Origin of the sequence: Sphingobacterium arenae, assembly GCF_014692505.1 — a bacterium.
Classification (GTDB): domain Bacteria; phylum Bacteroidota; class Bacteroidia; order Sphingobacteriales; family Sphingobacteriaceae; genus Sphingobacterium; species Sphingobacterium arenae.
Genome location: NZ_JACNYK010000002.1, coordinates 1,082,695 through 1,104,025, shown reverse-complemented (window position 1 = coordinate 1,104,025; position 21,331 = coordinate 1,082,695). Strand labels below are relative to the sequence as shown.

General features: G+C 38.6%; 32 protein-coding genes. 12 read left to right on the top strand and 20 right to left on the bottom strand.

Features of this window, described 5'->3' with window-relative positions; translation table 11 throughout:
- Nucleotides 1-215: 215 nt before the first annotated feature.
- The 6 genes from H8B17_RS11045 to H8B17_RS11020 form a co-directional block, all read right to left on the bottom strand.
- Nucleotides 216-494 (bottom strand): ORF6N domain-containing protein, encoded by a 279-nt coding sequence (locus tag H8B17_RS11045; RefSeq protein ID WP_223816494.1) that lies wholly within the window; start codon nucleotides 492-494, stop codon nucleotides 216-218.
- 266 nt (nucleotides 495-760) lie between these two features.
- The gene (locus H8B17_RS11040) at nucleotides 761-1,261 is read right to left on the bottom strand and encodes a hypothetical protein (RefSeq protein WP_190309215.1); all 501 of its coding nucleotides are present in this window, start codon (nucleotides 1,259-1,261) and stop codon (nucleotides 761-763) included.
- A 7-nt stretch (nucleotides 1,262-1,268) separates the two neighbouring features.
- Nucleotides 1,269-2,072 carry a helix-turn-helix domain-containing protein gene (locus tag H8B17_RS11035; protein WP_190309214.1) on the bottom strand — a complete coding sequence of 268 codons (804 nt, stop codon included), beginning with the start codon at nucleotides 2,070-2,072 and terminating at the stop codon, nucleotides 1,269-1,271.
- Between the two features lie 19 nt (nucleotides 2,073-2,091).
- The gene (locus H8B17_RS11030) at nucleotides 2,092-2,493 is read right to left on the bottom strand and encodes a GlcG/HbpS family heme-binding protein (RefSeq protein ID WP_190309213.1); all 402 of its coding nucleotides are present in this window, start codon (nucleotides 2,491-2,493) and stop codon (nucleotides 2,092-2,094) included.
- 68 nt (nucleotides 2,494-2,561) lie between these two features.
- Nucleotides 2,562-3,353, bottom strand: a complete 792-nt coding sequence (locus tag H8B17_RS11025) for an SDR family oxidoreductase (protein ID WP_190309212.1) — start codon at nucleotides 3,351-3,353, stop codon at nucleotides 2,562-2,564.
- Nucleotides 3,354-3,529: 176 nt separating this feature from the next.
- The gene (locus H8B17_RS11020) at nucleotides 3,530-3,895 is read right to left on the bottom strand and encodes a winged helix-turn-helix transcriptional regulator (protein WP_190309211.1); all 366 of its coding nucleotides are present in this window, start codon (nucleotides 3,893-3,895) and stop codon (nucleotides 3,530-3,532) included.
- 110 nt (nucleotides 3,896-4,005) lie between these two features.
- Between H8B17_RS11020 and H8B17_RS11015 the strand changes: the two genes are divergently transcribed.
- Together H8B17_RS11015 and H8B17_RS11010 are read left to right on the top strand one after the other, a co-directional pair.
- Entirely contained in the window at nucleotides 4,006-4,995 is a 990-nt protein-coding gene (locus H8B17_RS11015; RefSeq protein WP_223816493.1) for a quinone oxidoreductase family protein, read from the top strand.
- A gap of 263 nt (nucleotides 4,996-5,258) precedes the next feature.
- Entirely contained in the window at nucleotides 5,259-5,855 is a 597-nt protein-coding gene (locus H8B17_RS11010; RefSeq protein ID WP_190309210.1) for a hypothetical protein, read from the top strand.
- A gap of 44 nt (nucleotides 5,856-5,899) precedes the next feature.
- Here H8B17_RS11010 and H8B17_RS11005 read toward each other — a convergent pair whose 3' ends face one another.
- Entirely contained in the window at nucleotides 5,900-6,073 is a 174-nt protein-coding gene (locus H8B17_RS11005; protein ID WP_190309209.1) for a hypothetical protein, read from the bottom strand.
- A 165-nt stretch (nucleotides 6,074-6,238) separates the two neighbouring features.
- On the opposite strand from H8B17_RS11005, the gene H8B17_RS11000 reads away from it, so the two are divergent.
- The 9 genes from H8B17_RS11000 (at nucleotide 6,239) to H8B17_RS10960 (ending at nucleotide 11,818) form a co-directional block, all read left to right on the top strand.
- Complete coding sequence (locus tag H8B17_RS11000; protein WP_190309208.1) at nucleotides 6,239-6,949, top strand: hypothetical protein; 711 nt, start codon at nucleotides 6,239-6,241, stop codon at nucleotides 6,947-6,949.
- A 333-nt stretch (nucleotides 6,950-7,282) separates the two neighbouring features.
- Nucleotides 7,283-7,861 carry a zeta toxin family protein gene (locus H8B17_RS10995; protein ID WP_190309207.1) on the top strand — a complete coding sequence of 193 codons (579 nt, stop codon included), beginning with the start codon at nucleotides 7,283-7,285 and terminating at the stop codon, nucleotides 7,859-7,861.
- Complete coding sequence (locus tag H8B17_RS10990) at nucleotides 7,848-8,039, top strand: hypothetical protein (RefSeq protein ID WP_190309206.1); 192 nt, start codon at nucleotides 7,848-7,850, stop codon at nucleotides 8,037-8,039. The genes H8B17_RS10995 and H8B17_RS10990 overlap by 14 nt, the downstream gene beginning before the upstream one ends.
- A gap of 273 nt (nucleotides 8,040-8,312) precedes the next feature.
- Nucleotides 8,313-8,594: a helix-turn-helix domain-containing protein gene (locus H8B17_RS10985; RefSeq protein WP_190309205.1), complete on the top strand. Its 282-nt coding sequence runs from the start codon at nucleotides 8,313-8,315 to the stop codon at nucleotides 8,592-8,594.
- 71 nt (nucleotides 8,595-8,665) lie between these two features.
- Entirely contained in the window at nucleotides 8,666-9,151 is a 486-nt protein-coding gene (locus H8B17_RS10980) for a type II toxin-antitoxin system HipA family toxin (RefSeq protein WP_317171022.1), read from the top strand.
- A 64-nt stretch (nucleotides 9,152-9,215) separates the two neighbouring features.
- A complete protein-coding gene (locus H8B17_RS10975; RefSeq protein ID WP_190309204.1) occupies nucleotides 9,216-9,608 on the top strand; it encodes a hypothetical protein in 393 nt (130 codons plus the stop codon).
- A gap of 153 nt (nucleotides 9,609-9,761) precedes the next feature.
- Nucleotides 9,762-9,905: a hypothetical protein gene (locus tag H8B17_RS10970; RefSeq protein ID WP_223816490.1), complete on the top strand. Its 144-nt coding sequence runs from the start codon at nucleotides 9,762-9,764 to the stop codon at nucleotides 9,903-9,905.
- A gap of 237 nt (nucleotides 9,906-10,142) precedes the next feature.
- Complete coding sequence (locus H8B17_RS10965; RefSeq protein WP_190309203.1) at nucleotides 10,143-10,820, top strand: DUF6624 domain-containing protein; 678 nt, start codon at nucleotides 10,143-10,145, stop codon at nucleotides 10,818-10,820.
- Between the two features lie 227 nt (nucleotides 10,821-11,047).
- Nucleotides 11,048-11,818, top strand: a complete 771-nt coding sequence (locus tag H8B17_RS10960; RefSeq protein ID WP_223816489.1) for an aminoglycoside 6-adenylyltransferase — start codon at nucleotides 11,048-11,050, stop codon at nucleotides 11,816-11,818.
- A 421-nt stretch (nucleotides 11,819-12,239) separates the two neighbouring features.
- On the opposite strand, the gene H8B17_RS10955 is transcribed toward H8B17_RS10960, so the two are convergent.
- From H8B17_RS10955 to H8B17_RS10900, 12 genes are all read right to left on the bottom strand, one after another.
- Nucleotides 12,240-12,797 (bottom strand): dihydrofolate reductase family protein, encoded by a 558-nt coding sequence (locus tag H8B17_RS10955; protein ID WP_190309202.1) that lies wholly within the window; start codon nucleotides 12,795-12,797, stop codon nucleotides 12,240-12,242.
- A 181-nt stretch (nucleotides 12,798-12,978) separates the two neighbouring features.
- The gene (locus H8B17_RS10950; RefSeq protein WP_190309201.1) at nucleotides 12,979-13,404 is read right to left on the bottom strand and encodes a DinB family protein; all 426 of its coding nucleotides are present in this window, start codon (nucleotides 13,402-13,404) and stop codon (nucleotides 12,979-12,981) included.
- A 339-nt stretch (nucleotides 13,405-13,743) separates the two neighbouring features.
- The gene (locus H8B17_RS10945; protein ID WP_190309200.1) at nucleotides 13,744-14,391 is read right to left on the bottom strand and encodes a nucleotidyl transferase AbiEii/AbiGii toxin family protein; all 648 of its coding nucleotides are present in this window, start codon (nucleotides 14,389-14,391) and stop codon (nucleotides 13,744-13,746) included.
- 2 nt (nucleotides 14,392-14,393) lie between these two features.
- A complete protein-coding gene (locus H8B17_RS10940) occupies nucleotides 14,394-14,897 on the bottom strand; it encodes a helix-turn-helix transcriptional regulator (RefSeq protein WP_190309199.1) in 504 nt (167 codons plus the stop codon).
- Nucleotides 14,898-15,519: 622 nt separating this feature from the next.
- Nucleotides 15,520-15,768 (bottom strand): hypothetical protein, encoded by a 249-nt coding sequence (locus tag H8B17_RS10935; RefSeq protein WP_190309198.1) that lies wholly within the window; start codon nucleotides 15,766-15,768, stop codon nucleotides 15,520-15,522.
- 84 nt (nucleotides 15,769-15,852) lie between these two features.
- Nucleotides 15,853-16,206: a hypothetical protein gene (locus tag H8B17_RS10930; protein WP_190309197.1), complete on the bottom strand. Its 354-nt coding sequence runs from the start codon at nucleotides 16,204-16,206 to the stop codon at nucleotides 15,853-15,855.
- Between the two features lie 8 nt (nucleotides 16,207-16,214).
- Nucleotides 16,215-16,454 carry a hypothetical protein gene (locus tag H8B17_RS10925; protein ID WP_190309196.1) on the bottom strand — a complete coding sequence of 80 codons (240 nt, stop codon included), beginning with the start codon at nucleotides 16,452-16,454 and terminating at the stop codon, nucleotides 16,215-16,217.
- A 282-nt stretch (nucleotides 16,455-16,736) separates the two neighbouring features.
- Entirely contained in the window at nucleotides 16,737-16,886 is a 150-nt protein-coding gene (locus tag H8B17_RS10920) for a hypothetical protein (protein WP_190309195.1), read from the bottom strand.
- Between the two features lie 405 nt (nucleotides 16,887-17,291).
- Nucleotides 17,292-17,546: a hypothetical protein gene (locus tag H8B17_RS20655; RefSeq protein ID WP_223816488.1), complete on the bottom strand. Its 255-nt coding sequence runs from the start codon at nucleotides 17,544-17,546 to the stop codon at nucleotides 17,292-17,294.
- Nucleotides 17,543-17,803 carry a hypothetical protein gene (locus H8B17_RS20650; RefSeq protein WP_223816487.1) on the bottom strand — a complete coding sequence of 87 codons (261 nt, stop codon included), beginning with the start codon at nucleotides 17,801-17,803 and terminating at the stop codon, nucleotides 17,543-17,545. Before H8B17_RS20650 ends, H8B17_RS20655 begins: the two co-directional genes overlap by 4 nt.
- A 65-nt stretch (nucleotides 17,804-17,868) precedes the next feature.
- On the bottom strand, nucleotides 17,869-19,128 hold the full coding sequence (locus H8B17_RS10905) for a type II toxin-antitoxin system HipA family toxin (protein WP_190309192.1): 1,260 nt from the start codon (nucleotides 19,126-19,128) through the stop codon (nucleotides 17,869-17,871).
- A 1-nt stretch (nucleotide 19,129) separates the two neighbouring features.
- Nucleotides 19,130-19,411 (bottom strand): helix-turn-helix domain-containing protein, encoded by a 282-nt coding sequence (locus H8B17_RS10900; protein ID WP_190309191.1) that lies wholly within the window; start codon nucleotides 19,409-19,411, stop codon nucleotides 19,130-19,132.
- Nucleotides 19,412-19,878: 467 nt separating this feature from the next.
- Here H8B17_RS10900 and H8B17_RS10895 point away from each other — a divergent pair, with 467 nt between their 5' ends.
- Entirely contained in the window at nucleotides 19,879-20,124 is a 246-nt protein-coding gene (locus H8B17_RS10895; RefSeq protein WP_190309190.1) for a hypothetical protein, read from the top strand.
- A 742-nt stretch (nucleotides 20,125-20,866) separates the two neighbouring features.
- Here H8B17_RS10895 and H8B17_RS10885 read toward each other — a convergent pair.
- A complete protein-coding gene (locus H8B17_RS10885) occupies nucleotides 20,867-21,313 on the bottom strand; it encodes a hypothetical protein (protein WP_223816486.1) in 447 nt (148 codons plus the stop codon).
- Nucleotides 21,314-21,331: the final 18 nt, after the last annotated feature.

The following is a 21,331-nucleotide window of genomic DNA, read 5'->3' as shown; positions in this document are numbered from 1 at the left end:
GATAAAAATGAAAGAAAAGCGAAAACCTATTTTGGTTAGTGGATTCCAGTAACAATTTGCCATAGTTATTTTTATAATGCCTTTTCAAAACAAATACTGCTGTCCACACCCGCGTACCGTCCGTAGTTCTTAATGGCGAGATTTTTATCAGGTTCGACGACTAATCTATAAAAATCTAAGCTGTTTGAATCTGTTCGTTTTATAAGATACATTGTCTAGTAGGATTTGATTTCAGATTCTGCGGCATGTCTTAAGGTGCCAAATTGGCTCCTTAAGATTTGTAACTCTTGCTTCGTAAGCTTAAACATGAAATCTTCTGGAAAACGATCTATGTTTCTTCGGACTTGTCTTTTGAGCTGTTTAGTCTCGACGCCATACAATTCTGCAAGATCGCTATCCAACATTACCTTTTGTCCCCTAAACTCATATATTTTGTTGGCGAGGACATCGTCCGCTATAGTTACTGCTTTTACTTCTGTTTTGGATTTACTCATAACTTAATGGTTTCGTTCATAATTCATTATACCAATAAAGTTAACAATAAACTTTTATTGTACGCAATGAATCCCTCATTTTGTGCATGCACGTAAACAGGAAGATACGCGCCGTCGTTGTTTTTCCATATGCCGTCGTCGCACTTCCGTTCGGGTTAATGATGAGCTCAACGAAAACTGTGTCTTATACTAAGTTTCACATGCAGTTTATCAATAAGGAAGTATATAGCAGAGCAGGAGTTTGACCAAAAGAAAATAATATTTCACTATTTCGACTCAGCAAGTTTTTGAAGATATTGCATATATAAACTTAATCTTTGATGGAGAAGTGTATCAGTATACAACAAGGCTAGAAACATTCCTGCAAACCCTAGGGAAAGACCTTTGTAATAATCATTTGAGAACGCAAAATACCCAATTACAGATACAGCTGTCAATGCTCCCCAGGCACATTTTAGTGCTGTATAAGTTCTGCTATCATTTTCTGCTTTGGATAGCTCGGCAGTAATAACTTGTTGTTGGTTTTGTTGGAATTGCTTTTCAGTTTGTTCTTTTTGCTTGGTTCTTGAAACTAACAGATAGCTTCCATAACCAACCTGTACAGCGAATAAAAGAATAATGGGTATTGTCATTCCTTTTTGTAAAGTTTGAGTGTTCTTGATGACTATTACAATGACTGGTAGCAGAAGTATGGCAAATGCGAGCATCCCTCGCCCTTGTGTTACTTCCCCCTTTGTCCAGTTATGCAGTTGTTGTAAAAATTCCATAGTTCTGTTATATTTCAGTTGTTGTTGTTCCAAACTTCTGTTTGAACGCGTAATAAAAATGAGATAGGTTTTCAAAGCCTAAATCTAGATAAAAATTGGTCGGTTTTTGTTGTTTGTGCTTGATTAAATAATGGGCTTCGTCCAAACGTCTTGCCAGTAACCATTTTTTTGGTGTCGTATCAAATGTTCTGGTAAAATCTCGTTTAAAGCCAGAAAGACTTCTGCCAGTAAGCTTTGCGAAAGATGCTACCGAAACATTGAACATATAATTTAGGTTCATGAATTCTTCCAAATCCATTTTATAAGGCTCAGAAAAATCGAATAGGATTTGTTTAAAATCAGGGTTACATTCGAGTAATAATTCTATTGCTTCCCTGATTTTTAAATCTGCCAATCTTGGCGTTGCTTCTTTTTTCTTATTGATGTATGGAGCTAATGAAATGAAATAATTTTGCAGAAAATCATCCGGCTCAAAAAATAATTTCTGTTTGCCTACGTATTTTTTATCAACCACAATTTTATTTTCCAAGGCATATTGTTGCAATGTTTCCTTGTCCAACGTAATTGATAAAAATTGGTATTTCCCTGATTTTGCAGGATATTTAATCGTTCTTATTAATTGGTTTTTCCGAACCAATACGGCGGTGTTTTCAGGAATGACAGTATTTCCATCCGCGTGAAAAGCGTGTGTTTCTCCCGATAATTGAAACCCTAAAAAGTGCTCGGGAATAAACTCTTCATTTCCTCTGTGCTTTTCAAAAACGCAGGAATAGGCCAATTTATCAAAAATGATGTCACGCTTTGCTTCCATACTACAAATATCCTAAATTTTAATTGAGCCCAACAGTCCCTGCTTTCGCAATTTCTTTATCCTGTTCTGGCGAACCACCTGAAGAAGCAATCGCTCCGATAATATGGCCTTCTCCGTTTTTTATGACGACACCACCCGCAATGGTCAATAATCCCTCGTTTGAATTCAACATTCCATATCCGTGAATGTCTGCTCCGGAAACGATTGTTCCCATTATGTCGCTGTCTACACCAAACATTACAGCCGTTCTGGCTTTTTTTACGGCAAATTCTATCACGCCAAAAACACTGTCTAACCTTGCAAATGCCACCAGATGTCCGCCCGCATCTACCACTGCGATGCTTACCGGAATATTTAATGTTTTTGCTTTTTCTACGGAAGCATTCAACGCTTTCGTCGCTTCGCTATAAGTCATATTCATTTTTTTAATTTTGATTAATGAAAAAAAAGAAAGCACAGTTTATTGAACTGCACCTTCAGGAATTTTATTTAGCTTTTTGCGGTCCAAGCGTCTGCCTGCAATTGTTTTACAAAATCTTCGGTTTCTTTTGGATGTACATTTCTAAAGTTTGAATTTTCATCCAAGGCCACGTCGACTATGCACTCTGCCATCGATTGTGGATCTAGCTGATTTGCCAAAGCTTCGGCAGTATCGTCGAATGCAGATGAGGGTGTGAAATTAGTTTCCGGATCGTACCAACGAGAAATTGTATCGACACCACGGTCGTTAAACCCCGTTCCAAAAATACCCGGGTTACAGGTTGCAATCTTGATATTGAATGGTGCTAATTCTGTTTTCAGGCCTTCAGCAATTGAACCCATTGCGTGTTTGGAAGCACAATAGGCGGCCACGTAAGGAACGGTCCATAATTCGCCCATAGAAGTCGTGAAAACAATTTTACCTGGTCTTTTTTCATCAACGAATTTTTTGATAAAACCTTGTGCCAATTGCAATCCCCCAAAAACATTTACATCAAACATTGAACGGATTAAATCTAGCGGTTGTTCTGCAACTGGACCACCTTCCATAATTCCAGCGTTGCTGATTAAGATATCAATGTCGTATTTTCGAGTAATGTAAGCGATGTCTGTAGCGTTGGTTACATCCAATTTATCCACAGTCAATTCTATCCCTTGCTCTTTGGCTTCTCTTATCAAGTCGCTCATTTGTGGGTAAACTTGTGCTGTCGCAATTACTTTGTGTCCTTTTTTTGCTAAATCAAAAGCAGCAATTTTTCCAAATCCACTTGCCGCTCCTGTAATTAAAATTCTCTTGCTCATATTTTCTATATTTAAATTTATATAGCAAAATTGGACTAATTAACTATGTAATTAATTCGTGAGAGGTTCAAAATTATATTGTTGAAAAGTTCGGCCTATAATTGTAATATAAAATATGATAGGTTATAGACATTATTTATCTAAAACGGAGACTATATGAATCAGAAGAATTACCGTTAATGGAAATTTTTCCTGATTTTTTCACGGTGTTCTTTTCCCCATTCTCCTATAATATCTATAATTGGTTGTAATGACATACCGTATTCTGTCAACTCATATTCAACGGTGATGGGTTTGGTGTCGAGTTGCGTTCTGCTGACCAAGCCATTCAATTCTAATTTGCTCAATTCTTTCGACAACATCTTTGGGCCGATTCCTTCAATCATGCGCTGTAACTCAAGATAGCGTTTTTTACCGGAGGCCAACGCCGCAATCAGCAGTACGCTCCATTTACCCTCCAAAACATAAAGCGCATCCTTCACAGAATTGAAGTGCTGCATACAGTCTTGTGATATTTTGCCGTTGACGAGTTTGTCTCCCATCCTTCAAATTTACAAAAACTTTCCTTGAGGGAAGTGCTTCCCTCAAGGAAAGTGATAGTACACATACGCACGGTACGTGATAATTTTGTGAAAGAAATTTAAAATATATCATGATGAAAAACGATCATAAAACAACAGGCTCTGTGCAAATAAAGACAACCGGAGCACCGGATGTATTGGAATACCAACAAGTAGACCTACCGCGTCCCAAAGCGAATGAAGTGCAGATTGAGCAACAATCCATCGGCGTAAACTTTTTCGATCTATTCTACAGAAATGGTTCTTTTCCTGTAGAAAGTTATCCGGCCATCATTGGATTCGAAGCTGCAGGTGTAGTAAAAGAAGTTGGTGCCGCGGTTGTAGATTATAAAGTAGGCGATCGGGTCGCCTATTATAAAACATTTGGTGCTTATACCGAATGCAGAAATATCGATCAAAATGAGATATTCAAACTCCCTCATGAAGTTTCATTTGACTTGGCTGCTTCGGTCATGATAAAAGGACTTACGGTTCATATGTTGCTGAAACAAAGTCATGCATTAAAAGCTGCCGAGGTAGTTCTGATTCATGGTATGACCGGCGGTGTAGGTAGTATTCTAAGTCAGTGGGCAAAAGCTCTGGGAGCAAATGTTATCGGAACGGTAGGAAGTGAAGCGAAAAAGAAGATTGCGGAAAAACGAGGTTTTACACAGGTAATTGATTTAAGTTCAGAAGATTTGGTAACTGCTGTTCATTCTTATACCCATGGAAAGGGTATTGATGTTTTGTATGATGGTATCGGTAAATCCACTTTTGAAACATCCTCGTCTATATTAAAGGACGGCGGAAGTGCCGTTTTGTACGGATGGGCTTCGGGGATGCCCGAGATTGATAAAGCGCAGATGGCAAGTAGAAATATCAAATTCGCATTTGATGCCCTGAATGACTATTGGCTGTATCAGGACAAAAGCGGTAAAGCACTAACCGAAATATTCGATCTGTTGCTGAATGGAAAGATTGTTTTGGAAAGTCCTCTTGTTTATCCATTGAACAAAGCTGTCCATGCTCATTCCGATATAGAATCCAGAAAAACCACAGGCAGTGTGATATTGAAACCATAAACCTGATATACGTAATAAAACGATTACACCACTATTTAAGCGATTTGAAACGGGATTGATGCAGCTACATTGCAACCTTTTATCTATTATTTGCTAAATTTGAGTTTTGGTGCCTAGTATACGAATAGGCAAGAATAAAAATAAAAAAATGTTAGGACCTAGAACGACAATTTCCAAATTTGGAGACATCCAGAAAGCCACTGAATGGTATTCACAGGCATTTGATACGAACCCTTATTCATAACTAAACCATACTTATTATTATGCAAACAATTTCTAAATCATTAAAAGTACTCCTATCGGCACTTTTTATTTCCAATATCTTGTTGCTGGCTTGCGTGGCGTACTTCTTACTAAACAACAGACAAAATTTCAGTGCCGAAAGAATAGATATAAATGATAAATCGGGGGAAAATCGTATCGTGATTGCCAACACAGACAATATACCGCAACCCATTATCGCTGGGAAGACCTACAAAAGAGCTTATTCGCCCGCAGGACTGATATTCTACGACAAAAATGGCGACGAAAGAGGCGGACTTGCTATAACCGACAATGAGGAAACTAACCTAAATGCGTTAGCTTTTGATTATCAAAATGCAGATGCTATTGGTTTACTGGCACAGGACAACAAAAAAGACAACTACTTTAGAGCTGGTTTGATGATTAACGACAAAGATTTGTCTGGAAAACCTGGTTACAACATCAACCGTATAAATCTGATAACCGAAAATGGAAATGCATCTTTGGTGATGAAAGATAATAACGAAGTACCGAGAATTATTTTACAAGTCGATAGCTTAGGAAATCCTTCTATCGAAATGCTCGATAAAGAAGGCAAACCAACTTGGAAACAATAAAGCAAAATGGTGCAATATTCGCAACCCTTCGATGTATTTCTGGATTAGGAAGTCATTGTTCCGCTCGACTGATTGGAGGCTTTTTTGCTTTGCTGCAGTAAAAAAGGCAGTTCTTTTTCATAGATTTTCTTTAAGATCTCCCGATGAAAAGTAACGATGACCACTTCGCCATTACCATTACTCTTTGATTCCTGTAGTATCACGATTCTAAGGTACATTAGATAGTCGTTTTGACTACTTTCATCGGAATCGATATTTGTTCCGTGTAAATATTTGTTTCGTAGATCAGGTCCATCAGTGAATTCCTTTTTGTTTAGATAATAATTTAGATAGGTTAAAACATTTACATTTTAGTATTTTGCGCCGATCAAAAAAATATCGATATGAACTTAATTCTTTTAGAGCCCGATATCCTTCAATATTTTAAGAAAAATTTATCCTATGCTGCTTTAGTCAAAGGAATCTCTAATACTCGTTTTATGATCCGAGGTATTGCGTTTCTCTTTATCCCGTATATTGTGTTTTGTTGTTCGTTTTTTGTTACAACAAATTATTCAAATAGCAAGTGGGCGTTATTATGGCTTATACTCTTAGTGGGTTTATTCGGAGGGTATCTATGGTGGTGGGTAACCAGAGAAAACAAAGCAGACACCCGATGGTTAGAACGGCAAGAAGTAGATGCCAAGAATATCAGTTTTAGAAAATACTTTTTAGAATGTCAATTGAAAGGATTAAGGGAATATCTAACAGAACATGAGATATTGCACGAACGTCTAACGTTACTCATAGAGAGACTGGAGAAAAGGAAAACATTACAGGCACGAAACATACTATTCGGGTTTATATTTTTTTCTGCGATATTAGGTTATACCAATGCTGATTTACAGGTGATTTCCAGCTCGATTTTTGTAACGGAACGTGAATTGAGAGGAGCAATGTTTCATTTTGGAATGTTGTGGATGATAGGGATTATGATCTTTCCAGTTGTGATGTCGACAAAGAACGTATCTTACGGACGTTGGTTATTATTGGACCGTGTTGTACTCCTGTTAAAGGAAATAGAATTAGAGAGACGGGAGGGAAAGAGCGTCTGAACTATTTAGATGTACTCATACTCCTTCCTTGTCTCTAGGAATAGTTGAGACTGTAAAATACACCGGAGTAAGCTGACCCCAATCGTTGGGCGACAGTTACCTAATTCCGGAGCATATTGATCTTTTATAGGATTCTGATTTTGGTTTACTTTGGGAAAAAGATATTACCAACTGACAATTATACTCACTTGGGAGAATTTTTCGGATGTCAATTCAGCCAATTTTGCAAATGGACAAGAACGATAAACGCTTTGTTGACTCGTATTGATGAGTTCCATTTCATTTTATCGTTTTCTAATACTATTATGTACCTTAGTCCAACGAAAATATCTTATGCCAAATATTTATATTATTTCTGGATGCAACGGAGCAGGTAAAACAACCGCTAGCTATACGGTTTTGCCCGAAATATTGGAGTGTCAAGAATTTGTCAATGCAGACAACATAGCAGCTGGTATTTCGCCATTCAATCCTGATAAGGTTGCGTTAGCTGCAGGTCGTATCATGCTCGAAAGGATAAGCGAACTAATGAAGGAGGGAGCAGATTTTGCTTTTGAAACCACTCTCTCCACCAGAAGTTATCAGTCATTGGTTCAAAAAGCACAAACTTTTGGTTACACCGTGACGTTGTTATATTTTTGGTTGGAGTCTCCGGATTTAGCTATTCAGCGAGTTAAAAAGAGGGTCTCCATGGGAGGTCATCATATTCCTGATGAGGTTGTTGTTCGTCGGTACCATCGAGGTCTATCAAATTTATTGAATATTTATCTTCCTATATGTGAGCGATGGTTGGTACTCGACAACATGGATCTGACACCGGAAATTATTGCTCAAAAAGATGAGTTTGGAGAAGTCGTTGTAAATGACGAAATTTGGTCAAGAATATATGCAGATTATTATGGTAACGGATAAAGACAACATTTCTACCCTTCCCTTTGCCGAGCGTGTCCGACTAGGTGTGCAAAAAGCTTTGCGTAAGCTAGCTGAAGAAAGTGCACTAAAAGGTGAAAGTTTAGTGGTGAAGATAGAAGGAGAGGTGAAAGAAGTTCCGGCCAAAGACCTGCTTGCAAATATGCCGAAGGCAAGATAAGATAAGGGACCATTCTAATGATCTCCGCCAGATCACTATCCAACATTACCTTTTGTTCCCTAAACTCGTATATCTTATTGAGGAGGACATCGTCTGCTATGGCTACTGCTTTTAGTTCTGTTTTGGTTTTACTCATAACCTAATGGTATCGTTCATAATTCATTATACCACATTTTCGATATCACACAGAAGACTTTATTAAGTTAGTTTTTATTTTTTTGTTCGTTATTTCATACAAAATTATTTTTTTTGTCTGAAATAACAATCATTTTAATGAAAAAACAAGTGGTGTTACCGAAGTTTCAAGTTATATTGGAACAGATGGGAGAAAATATCAAACTTGCCCGTAAGCGCCGTAAGTTGACTGCTGTACAGGTTGCGGAGCGAGCTGGTATTGCACGTTCTACTTTATACCTTGTCGAAAAGGGAGATCCTAGTGTCGCAATTGGAGCATATTTCAATGTATTACGTGTTTTAGGGCTGCAAGATGATTTTTTGAAATTGGCAGCAGACGATGTTTTCGGACGTAAACTTCAAGATTTAGATTTGTTGTAAGATGGCAGTTTAATGGATTATATCATACTTTTTTCACAAAACGATTTGACAGGATAGGATGAGGAGATAGAATTCATTTTTCATCAGCCATGACCATGACAGAAAATAATGAAGATACTATCAAAGATAAACTTGCAAGTTATTTAGATATTGTTGAGTTCATACAAGATCATGGGTGCAATGTCGATGAAAACTTGGCTCAATTGTGGCGTAGAATAATCTTCAACATAGCTGTTTCAAATACAGATGGCCACCTACGTAATCATGGATTCATACTGGATACTGAAGGTTGGAAGCTTTCTCCAGCGTATGATCTCAATCCCTCTATTGACAAAGACGGCTTAGCTTTGAACATCGATATGCATAATAATGATTTAGATTTTGAACTGGCTAAAAGTGTTGGTGAATATTTTAGATTGGATGATTCTCAAATGAACTCCGTTATAGAAGAAGTGTTAGCTTCTGTAAAAAGTTGGGAAGCTTTTGCGAAAGAAATAGGTGTTTCAAGAGTAGAACAAGAATTAATGAAGTTTGCATTCAAGACAGAAATAGGTTAGCAAAAAATACACCACTGGATATTTTGACTATCTCTACGGCATCTGTTTTTGTTATTGTAAAGCAATGAGTTTCTCATTTTGTACACTGTTGGGAAGAAATACGGAAAACCGCAAAGAGACATTTCATGGTGACTTTGCGCATGTTCAAGCGCGTGCCTGCACGGAACATATCGACTTCGCCGGGGAACAAAATGAATATGTTGCCTGCATGGATAATTTTGACGGCTGTCAAAGCCGAATACTACATTGTTTAAATGGTTTTGTCAGGGTACTTAGCTGGCACATGGAAGAATATAACGTTCCGTGCATGGACAAATTCGTATTGACAAGTGTCCGTTTGATTTTGACGGTTGTCAAAACCGTTTACTACATTGCTTGTTGCGTATTGATGGATGTCAATGCCGTTAATTACATTGTCGATGGCGCATTGAGCATGCGCAAAATAGGGGATTTTTAGTAAGATTTTGGAATACCGTCTTTCTAAATTTCCTTTTGCTTCTCTAATCCAGCCTTACCGTTGTAATAATATTTTATGCTATAAATTTATTGCCATATGATAAGTAGAATCTGGCCATAAAAAATTAGTTTCGAAAAAAGATATCCAAAAACTATGAGTAAAATTATATTCGACAGCGGAATTAGACTCTTTGATGGCATTGACAAAGACAAATATGATATCCAGATCGTGGAGGTCATACCTTCAGCGTTAACCACGCATTTGAGATATAAGCTGACAGAGAAACAACGTAACTGATGATTAACTTCCTCCGTTCGATCAAGGAATGTTTTTGTCAAAGGATACCGCCATTTTCCAGTATGGAATAATCAAACGCAGAGTTTAAAGATATGAGGATAGTGTCGATTTTCTGAAGTGTCGATTGACATTTTTTCTTGGATAATGATACATACTCTCGCTAAAAAATACGAATCATAATGATAGCATTGGAATATTAGTTAAATTTAACAGATAAACTAAATTGCGATAATGACGATGAGAAAATACTGCATAATCTTCGGCATCTTATTCCTTACCTATATTTTAGGGTGTCGTTCGTATCGACCTATTGTTGGAGAGACAAAAACTGAAATACAGAACAACTTGCTGGAGATGGTCAAGACAGACCAAATTGCAGCTTTCCCGAAGAAAGGTATATATAGCGATTACACAGACGAGCAGTGGCAAGCCTTTAAGGACAGTGTCTTTCAGACCAATCAAAAGACCATTGCTAGCTATTTCTCGACCTATGGGTATCTTGGCTACAATGAAGTGGGCAAAGAAGGATCGAATCATTTCTGGTTGTTGGTCCAGCATTGTGACCACGATCCCAAGTTTCAAAAACAAGTATTGAAAGAGATGGACGCTCATGTCAAAAAGAAAAATGCCAACCCACAAAATTATGCCTATCTTTTTGATCGGGTTCAGGTGAATGCCGGGAAAAAGCAGCTGTTCGGCACACAAGTGGACTACCTAGTTGAATCTACGGGCCGCGCCATACCTCGAAATGGTCTGATTGATTCCGCCGATATAGATACGCGACGAACCGAATATCGCCTGTCACCATTATCCGAATATCTAAACGATATGACTACTATGCACTTCGAGATGAATAAAGCGTCTTATACACAACGTGGTTACACCGAGCCCGATTTATATGAGTTAACTGAATAGATGATTAATGCCATGTTTTTCCGAGTAGGAGTATAATTTTCCTAGATAGAATCCGTATTATGCAATAGCTGAAAAAGATCCTAGTGCTATTACCGGGACGTCTAGTTGGATTTGATTTCAGATTCTGCGGCATGTTTTAACAGTCGTTATCATTCATAATTAATATACCAATAAAGATAGAAAAAAGCTTGTAGTGTAAAATCACGAATCTTCTTTAATTTAGTACCATGATACAGTTACAAATGATTGATACGATCAAGTCAATAGCGCAAAAGGACGAAAATGTTTCGGCAATTTTGATGTATGGGTCATTTACCAAAAAAGAGGGAGATCAATATTCTGACATCGAATTTTATATTTTTCTGAAAAGCAAGAAAAATTTTTCCGCCGAAAAGTGGGTCAATCAGATTTATCCAACTGCTTTGTATTTTACGAATGAATACGGAAGTGAAGTTGCCATTTTTGAAAACCTGATTCGAGGCGAATTTCATTTCTTGCCTGTAAGTGAGATTGACATTATAAAATCGTGGGAAGGTTTTGTATCCTTCAGTGATTTTAGTGAAATGAATATCATAGACAAGGATGGACTTTTGAGAGAAACACTTCGTCAAATCAAAACAACATCGCCAGATCGAACGACCAATGAAAATATCCTGTTTCTAAGTAGTTCATTACTGAATGTATTATTGACAACAAGCAATTTAATAAAAAGACAGGAATATGCCCACGCTTACCAAAGTCTATCCAACGTACAAAAGTATATACTTTGGTTAATCCGAATAGCAACACAGCAAACCAATCACTGGGAAAGCCCGACAAAAAGTTTAGAGAAAGATATTGATCAAGATTGGTATTCCGCATTTAGATTGACCACATGCGATCTGGATGTAGACAATTTAAAAGCTGCTTTTCAGCATGCGCTGAGTTTATCAAAAAAGTTGTTTGATGAATTACGTATTGCTACAGACTTACAACGATTGCTCCATAAAATCGGATAGAATCCGTTTTTAACAATTTCAAAAACTGAAACAACGTCTCTTCGAATGCTGTTAGGCCTGCGTTTATACACTATTCGGACTCTGTTCGCCCGTTCGACGATGATTTACCGGTAACTTACCGGTAGAATGCCGGTAATCTTCCGAACAACATGCGAATAACATCCGAATAAGGTCTTAACAAAATCTACGCATGTGGAAGGTGTATATACTAAGTTTCTTCCTATATGGCTACTGCTTTTAGTTCTGTTTTGGTTTTACCCATAACTTAATGGTTTCGTTCATAATTCATTATACCCATAAAGGTAACAATAAACTTTTATTGTAAAGCAATGGGTTTCTCATTTTGTTCATATACATAATGGTAAACGACTTGCACTGCACATTATATCTCCCATAAATTGACAGTGTTTTGGGATCAACTTTATAAACCGGACTTCACGTAATGGAGCGCTATAGATCCAGATTTAAATTTGATGGTATCGACCAGTTTGAGATTAACTTTCTCATGCAGACTTCCAGTATCTAGCAAATGTCTGCCATTACCCACAATAACAGGATGGATAACAAGAAAAAATTCATCGATAAGACCTGCGGTAATCATTTCGGGAAGCAGGCTGATACTGTCCATCAGAATGGTTTTTCCGACTTGCTGCTTCAATTTCAGAAGTTCTCCCGCCGGATCGCTACGGACGATACGAACGTTTTCGCCCACAACGTCCAACGATCGGGAAATGACAACGTTATCCATAGCGCTAAGCTTTTCAGCAAATCGATTTTCTGCGGGGCTGCCAGACTGATCCCTGGCAACTTCGCGCCAGTACGGAAACATAAGTTGGTACATGATGCGCCCAAAGAAAAGCAGGTCAACATCGTCCATCATGGCAGTAAAGTACTCTAAAACCGCTTCATCAGGACTGAAAGCGGTGTGGTCACAGTAACCGTCAAGGCTCATGTTGATACAAAATCTTACTGTTCTCATCGTATACGCATAACTGTTATCCGTGCAATAGTACGAGAATCGCTTTTAATCGCGCTTCGCCTAAGACAAGAAAGTATTACATATTCCGGATATCTGCCTTTTGCGGCAATCTTGAATATATCGACAACTGGAACTCGATCCATCAACAGCAGGCATTGCCGTATTCTGTAAGTGCAATAGCTTATTCCGCTATCTGATTTAAATGATGCTTCAGGTGACTCACGTAATCTTCGGCCAGAAATGCTAGCGTATGGTCATTAGCCTTCCGTTGTAAAGCCTCGGAAGACAACTGTTTCCAGATGAAGACTAATTGCCTGTTTAAGCTTTCCCAAAGTGCGATCATTTGAGAAAAGTCCGCAACCTGATAATAATTGTGTTTGCACCATTGATCTTGGTCATACAAGATGATAGGGTTGTCTTCAAATTGACCGCTTATGAAACGCGTGAGATTGTTTGTAGCACTGTCGATAAGGTGGCCAAAGATTTCCTTTTTACTCCATTTCTCTAAAGTTGGCTTAAATTCCAATTCGGCTTCATCCAAAAGCCGAAAGTGAGACGGTTTTTCAGCTATATATTGTTCCAATCTTTGAATCGCGGAAGTTATCATATTGTCTTTCTTTTTTATTGTAGCCTTACAAATCAATCCTATCTCCGTGCGATTTCGGCTCTGATATAACCAAAAATTCCAACGTATGATCAGTTTTGTTTAAAATGTTCACCAAATGCCATCCGTCGCAGGCATTGCCCCAATTATAATGTTCGCTGTTCGACGCGTCTTTGATCATGTTATGTATATGTGTTCTTGAAGGTACAAATTATTCTGGGATGTCTATAACTCCGTCAGATCACTATCTAACCTTTTGTTCCCTAAACTCGTATATCTTATTGAGGAGGACATCGTCCGCTATGGCTACTGCTTTTAGTTCTGTTTTTGCGGAATAACGGATTAAGGCTTATATGTTTTTACTGCATCAACAATATCCTCCTTTATAAATTCCCAATACTTCCCTCTTAAACAGATAGGATCGAAATCATCATCGGCTAGCTCAAAATTGGATAGATTGTTCAATATAAGCTCTTCATCATGAGTGTAAGGATAACGTTCTTGATGCAAAGAAAGCATAGTAGAAATATTGTCGTGGGATAGCAATTCATGCAAATCCCAAAAATCTTTCTTGCGACCTATACGTTGAACCACATCTATTTTCATAGCAATGATTTCTTCGGTAGTGGCCATTCTAATACCGTCTTCAATCAAAGGAGGTTGTATAAAAGTATCCGAATAAAACACATCTAATTTTACCACATTGTTCTTATCTGTACCCACACTATAAGATTTACCCATTGCCGGATTTAGATTTGAAAAATGATAGTGGTGGGGAAATGTATTTTCTATAAATTCATCAATAGCTTTAAAATCAATAGAGCCATAGGGGGCATCACTAAACAAATCTATATCTACAGACAAGCGGTGTCCTAATTGAAGACTTAATGCTGTACCGCCAACCAAACGAAAGGATTCAAACACAGAAGACTCCATTAGCGTAATCAATGTGTTTTTTAAAAGATCATTGACGGTGTTATAATATAACATAATTAGTCTGTCGTTTTATTGGATCTGTATATAGTATATGGATTTCTGATATTGGACTCCTGCAAAGCTTGGCTTACTTTTTCAACACCATAAAAGCGAATTATCTCGTTTTTATCGTTTTCGTTTCCTCGCTCAAAAACACGTTGAATAACAGCCCTGTATTGTCGTTCCCAATCTATCTGTTGAATATCCGTATCCCAAAATAAAGCCTTACTCAGGATATGCAGATCGGGGGTCCTTTTGATTTCTTTTTCTTTGATTTTTTGGATATCATAATAGGCTTGCAATATCACCAAAGTACCTTCTTCCAACCCAAGTTGGCGCTCAATCTTCAATGCTAATGCTGTGCTGATACCTCTTTTACCCTTGGTAATAGCATTAAACGTCTGAGGATGTTCCTCTAAAGATAAAGCAAAAGGACGTTGTTTGATAGAACGTTTTTTTAATTCTCTATCAAGTACAATCCCCGGATGAATCCCTCTGTATTTCTCAAATTGCCTAATCATAGCACAAATATAAACATTTTTGCTTACATGATTATTCGGTGACCAGATAATTTAAATGGGAGATGGAAACTAAAAAGTCAACTAGAAGGTAGACGTTTAGAATTTAAACAGCAGCTCAATAAACCTTTAGAGCTAGCAAAGACTTATAGTGTCATTCCATTTTGTACATGTACATAGCCCCGACCTCCATGAAGTTATCGGCTATGTATCTTGACATCATCAACAAGTTACTGTAGTTGGTGGCTTTGTCGCGTTACATTGTGAACTTGTTCGTTGACATAACGAGTAAATTCATGTATTGAACGTCGTTTAGCTTCAATGTGTGAACATGTTCCTTGCGGTAGCGCACAATGAACATGTAGTTGACGACTTTGTCACATAACATAATCAAGAACGCACCTGACATGCTCACGTTGTTCCGGTACAAAACAAAGATGTGCCGTGCAGGCATTCACATGTAGATATACATAATGGCAAAGAAATAACTATCTGCCATTTTTCCGCACGCTGGCGTGCCGTCGTCGTACGACTTGAACAGTGTGCCGGGCATAGACACCCTGTTGTGGTACGGGGATGTGAATAATCCGTACGGAGAAGTTATACGGATGGTCAACCGTTTAATCTACCCATTCGGGGAAGCCATTCTTTTGCGCGCCGATGTGATACTTCTGTCCTTCGGGACGATTTCCTCGTACGCCGACATCACCACCCTGTATGCCATTACTTTGTCCGCATGCAGGGGCAAAGTTTCCCAGTGTGCCGGGACGAGTTTGTCGTGTGCCGAGATGATTTTCCTGTATGCCGACCCGATACCGATGAATGGAAGTTGCGTACAGTCGTGCGCCGAAGCGACGTCGACATACGACGACATGATACTTCCGTCCGACGACGTTGCATTTCCGTTCGGGTTCGTGGCGGTTAAGTAGTACTTTTTCTTTGATGTAACCTTTAGATTCTACTCATCCAAATAATCTTTCAATTCCTCTTTGAGATGAAGATAGTGTTTCATTTTTTGCTCTCTGATCTCCTCTTCAGAGAATTTTTTGCTTGTAGAGGTTGGTTGATCAAATTGGTCGTCTATCACTTCTATCGATATTTTATCACCAACTTTAATTTGCTCACCAAACCAACCGACATTTTGCTCTGCGTTGCTATCCAATCCGCCAATATGCAGATGCAAAGATCCGCTGCCGTCTTTTCTGTGTACGGCGTCCATAATGCAGGTCACAACATAATTATCTTTTGGTATTCCGGCTCGCGCTAGTTTTTTTCCATTTAACGATACCTCAAAACCATAACTCTTTTTCATATTCTTTGTTATTTACTAACCTCACTTTTCCATTCATGTTCAATATTTGTCATCAGCAGGGCATTGTCAAACGTCACCGAACCCTTAGGGAAGATTTCTTCATTTTCAAAGAAGCTAGATTCCACTGCTGAAACGTCAAGTGGTTTAACCTTCCACGTATATGCTTTCAACCTCAGCCCATCAAATTTTCTTTTGTTGGGCGAGTATCCGAGATCTCCATCTTCAAAAAAAGCCGAGGCTTTATCCAAACTTTCAAAAATGGAACTTTCCTTAAATAGTAAGGCTTCGGTTGCATCAATGGATATGAGCGTGTTATCAGAACTCTTAAAGTCAATGTGAAAATTACCGTTGTTTTCCTCTACATGGAATTTTGCATAATGATGCTTACCGGGAAATATTCTGCCTCCAACAAGTGTGTTCAGTTTTAAGGATGTGTCTCTACGGGGAATATATACCCCAGACTTTGTTTCGTTATTTTCGTCCCATTCAACAGCGATGCGGTGAGCAGTATACGTGTATGGTTGGAATTTTCATTTGTCACCAACTTTAAAACCTATTACCTTTTTTACTTTTGGCGCAGTAGGAGAGTTATCCTGCTTCTCTTGCAGACGGTCTATGTATTCAAAAAGCAACTCGATATTTTGGTCATGGCCTTTTTGTTTTTTCGCGATTCTCTCCATTTGTTTTCTGTTCGCAAATCGCAAACAGCGAACAGGAATTCAACCCCATACAACTCCGCCAGTCTAGCATTACTTTTTGTCCCCTAACTCGTATACTTTGTTTGCAAGGACATCGTCCGCTATGGCTGCTGCTTTTAGTACTGTTTTGGTTTTACTCATAACTTAATGGTATCGTTCATAATTCATTATACCAGTAAAGGTAATCATAAACTTTTATTGTAAAGCAATAGAATCTCCCATTTTGTGCATATACATAGCCCTAACCTCCACGTACTTTGCGGCTATGTACAATGACTTAACCGATAAATCAGTGCAGTTGACGACTTTGTTACATAACATAATCAACAACGCACCTGACATGCTCACGTTGTTCCGGTACAAAACAAAGATGTGCCGTGCGGGCATTCACATGTACATATACATAATGGTAAAGAAATGACTATTTGCCATTTTTCCGTACGCCGGCGTAATGTCGTCGTACGACTTGAACAGTGTGCCGGGCAACGACACCGTGTTGCGGTACGGGGATGTGAACAATCCGTATGGGGAAGTTATATTGATGGTCAACCGTTTAATCTCCCTATACGGGGAAGCCATTCTTTCGCGCGCCGATGTGATACTTCCGTCCTTCGGGACGATTTCCCCGTACGCCGACATCATCTCCCCGTACGCCGATACTTTGCCGCATAAGGGGACAGCGCTTCCCCATGCGCCGAGACAAGTTCGCCGTATGCCGAGATTACTTTCCCGTATACCGATGCGATAAAGATGAACGGAAGTTGCGTACAGTCGTGCGCCGAAGCGATTTCGGCGTACGACGACGTGATACTTCTGCCCGACGATGTGCTACTTCCGTCCGACGACGTCGCACTTCCGTTCGGGTTAATGAGTGACAGTTTATCGGGCGGATACACCACAAACAGGATTTTGTAGTCAGTAAACTCTATAAAATGACCAATTTAGCTGATAATTTCAAAAAAAATTAATCTATTTCTGTTCGGAATGCAGACCTCATCAACTCTTGCTCAGCTCTTGAAATACCTATTTGCTTTGATATAGATTCCCATCCCTTCACAACAATCAAAACTTCGGCTATAATGCTGTTCATTTGACGATCATTCAACCTAAAATATTCACCTACACTTTTTGCTAGATCAAAATCCAAAGCATTATTGTGCATATCGATATTCAAAGCTAAACCATCTTTGTCAATAGAGGGATTAAGATCATAAGCTGGTGACAACATCCAACCTTCATCATTCAAAATAAAACCATGATTACGTAAGTGGTCATCTGTATTAGATACAGCGATATTGAACACGATTCTACGCCACAATTGAGCCAAGTTTTTATCGACATAGTCGCCATTATCTTGTATAAATTCAACGATATCCAAGTAGCTTGCTGGATTATCTTTGATTGTATCTTCGTTATTTCCTGTCATGGTCATAGCCGATGAAAAATGAATTCGATCTGTTCCGATCCTATCAAATCGTTTAGTGAAGAAAGTATGATATTGACCATTAACTTTTTCCATGCGACATTCTGCCATTTCCACACCAGCATTGATAGCTAGTTTATAGGTTAAAAATTCCCATGCAGCTTTATCTATGGTATCGTTTTTAGAAGGGAACTTCGCTATCCATAATCCATTGTTTTCATCCAGAATATTGGCTTTCGGTCTAGCACCTCCTAAAGATGAACCTGGGGCAATGAGCAATTTTAACCACTTATTAATGGCTTCATTATCTTCATCGTTTTCATAATGAACGACAGCTTGTTGCAATTCACGAACTGTTGACCACGGCGGTGTTGATTTTTCCGTATCATTATCCAAAAAATCACCATCAGGATCAAGTTTGAAACGAAAAGCCCCCATTCTGGTTTCGTCATAAACACCTAAAAGAAAATCGATATCATATAAGGTTTTAGCTTTTGTTCCACTTACTAGAGCAAGTTGAGCTTCTCTACGCCTCATCAATGTACGTCCCCATGTATCAGGCATACTATCCAAAAAAATACCAAAGTTTTCTTTATTATTTGGGAATTGTTGTCCGGAGTAAAATTGAATATCAGGATCGATTAATCGTTGTGCATTGGTCTTTAGCCATTGTTTATCATACTCAAAACTAAATGCTTTTCGTCCCTTTGCTTGATGAGCTGATAAAACACCTACCAATGTGGGGTGCGATAAACCTATCCAATCCGCATAAACGTATATATCTGTTTTGTTTACCGCCATCTTACAACAAATCTAAATCCTGAAGTTTACGTCCGAAAACATCGTCTGCTGCTAATTTTAAGAAATCATCTTGCAGACCTAATACACGTAATACATTGAAATATGCACCCATAGCGACACTAGTATCTCCTTTTTCGACAAGATACAACGTAGAACGTGCAACACCTGCTCGCTCCGCTACCTGTACAGCAGTCAATTTACGGCGTTTCCGTGCTAGTTTGATATTCTCGCCCATTTGTTCCAATATAGCTTGAAACTGGGGTAGTACAAGTTGCTTTTTCATAAAAAGTCTGTTATTTCAAACAAAAATAATGATTTTGTCTGAAATAACGAACGAAATATTAAATAGAGATTTACTAGCGTCTTAAAATACCGTCTTGAAAACTGTCACCGATAAATAAATGGATAAGCATTAAAGATGTGAAATTTGTTGATGTCTATAACGGACGTCACTGGTCCAGCTAATTCGGGATACTGGACTATCTATCCACTGCATAAGCGTTTTGGAAGTTATGATTTCCGGCTTAAAAAATTTCCCAATAGGTTACCGTCTCTTCGAATGCTATTTAACCTTTGTTTATACACTGTTCGGACTCTGTTCGCCCGTTCAATGATTATTTACCGTGTATTTACCGAGGATTTACCGTACGCAACACGGTAGATCCTCGGTAACTTACCGGTAGAATGCCGGTAATCTTCCGAACAACATGCGAATAACATCCGAATAAGGTCTTAACAAAATCTACGCACGTGGAAGGTGTGTATACTAAGTTTCAAGTGCAGTTTATCAATAAGGAGTATATGGCAGAGCAAGAGTCCGTCGAAAATGACGGTGCAATTGACGGTGCAACGAAAGCATTAAAACGAAAACTAGCCGTACTCATTAAGGCTATTTGGAGTGACGAAGGAAAAAATATTGCAGATTATACAGCTGATACGAACCTGGGTAGTCTGAGGCTATGTACATGTACATCGACCTGCGTACACGTGACATAACCGTTATGTACCGTAACTTACCTGTTATGTCGGATGCGTTATGCTTAATGTCACGGTACATACATGCATTGTCCCTTGACATGTCGGCTATGTACGCTGCGTTTGTGATGCCTGTAAGTTACATATCGGCTTTGTCGCTTGACTTGTTGATCATGTTCCGGGACTGCGGCGCTATGTTCCCTGATTTATCGATTATGTAAGGTGACTTGTTGGCTATGTTCTCTGACAAGTGGTCTATGTACCGTGACAAAGCCGTGAACTACATTGCGGTAGACGCTATGTACATGTACAAAATGACGGTTTAGCGGTTGATTTTTATCAAATCTTGTGAATTTTTGTCAAATCCTATCAAAAGTTCGTTCGAAGCGAAGGTCTTTGTGTATTCTCCTGCATTTCATCTTCCACAGGTTAAGGGTTTTGCGAGGATAGGAGACGCTGGTAATATAAGGTATTGATATTACGTTCCAATTGTCTTGCGCCCCAGTTTTGTTCTGAGGCTTCTTTAAAGTAGTATAATCGCGCATTTTCCTCTAATATCCTCATAATAGTGCCAAAGAGTTCCAAACAGCAGTTTAGGATAACAAAACGAGGAATAGCTTTTCTTCATTTATTGGAATAATTCGTTTTGTTATCTTTATGTTCGATAATGAAACCGTTTTCAGAAATATTGAAAGACCTTTCTTCATATCGATTTCATAATTAGCGAAACCTGCTCAACCGGTGAAAAGCTTCTAGCGAGAATCTACGGAATCAAAAGCGCTGTAGTGCCTTGGAGCTTGTCTGTTGTCCAGCTATAATCATTAACCAATCGTTTAGAACCTATTTTCAAGAGCTCGACAGACTGAAGCTTCTCAAACCGATAGTTGCTTTGGAATACGGCATCATGTATGAAATAACTTCCCTTAAAATATTCAGCATGCGTCTTAATCGCTTCTGCTAATTCGGGTGATTCGGACACGAGGATAAACGATCTGGAATCGCCGAAGTGAGGACGACATTCCAAGATCACCGTTCCCTGTGCAGTAATTTCCGCATCAATAAAAAGGTGATGTGTGTATTGTCCGTCAAATCCCCTGATGATAGGGAGGAAGAAAATGAAACACGAAAGTAATATAGCCGTGTAAGTAACGTATTTTGAGAATTTCTTAGCTCTTACAAGATAATGTGGTATCAAAGCTAGCAAGGCCACAGTGCCTATGAAAGGCAA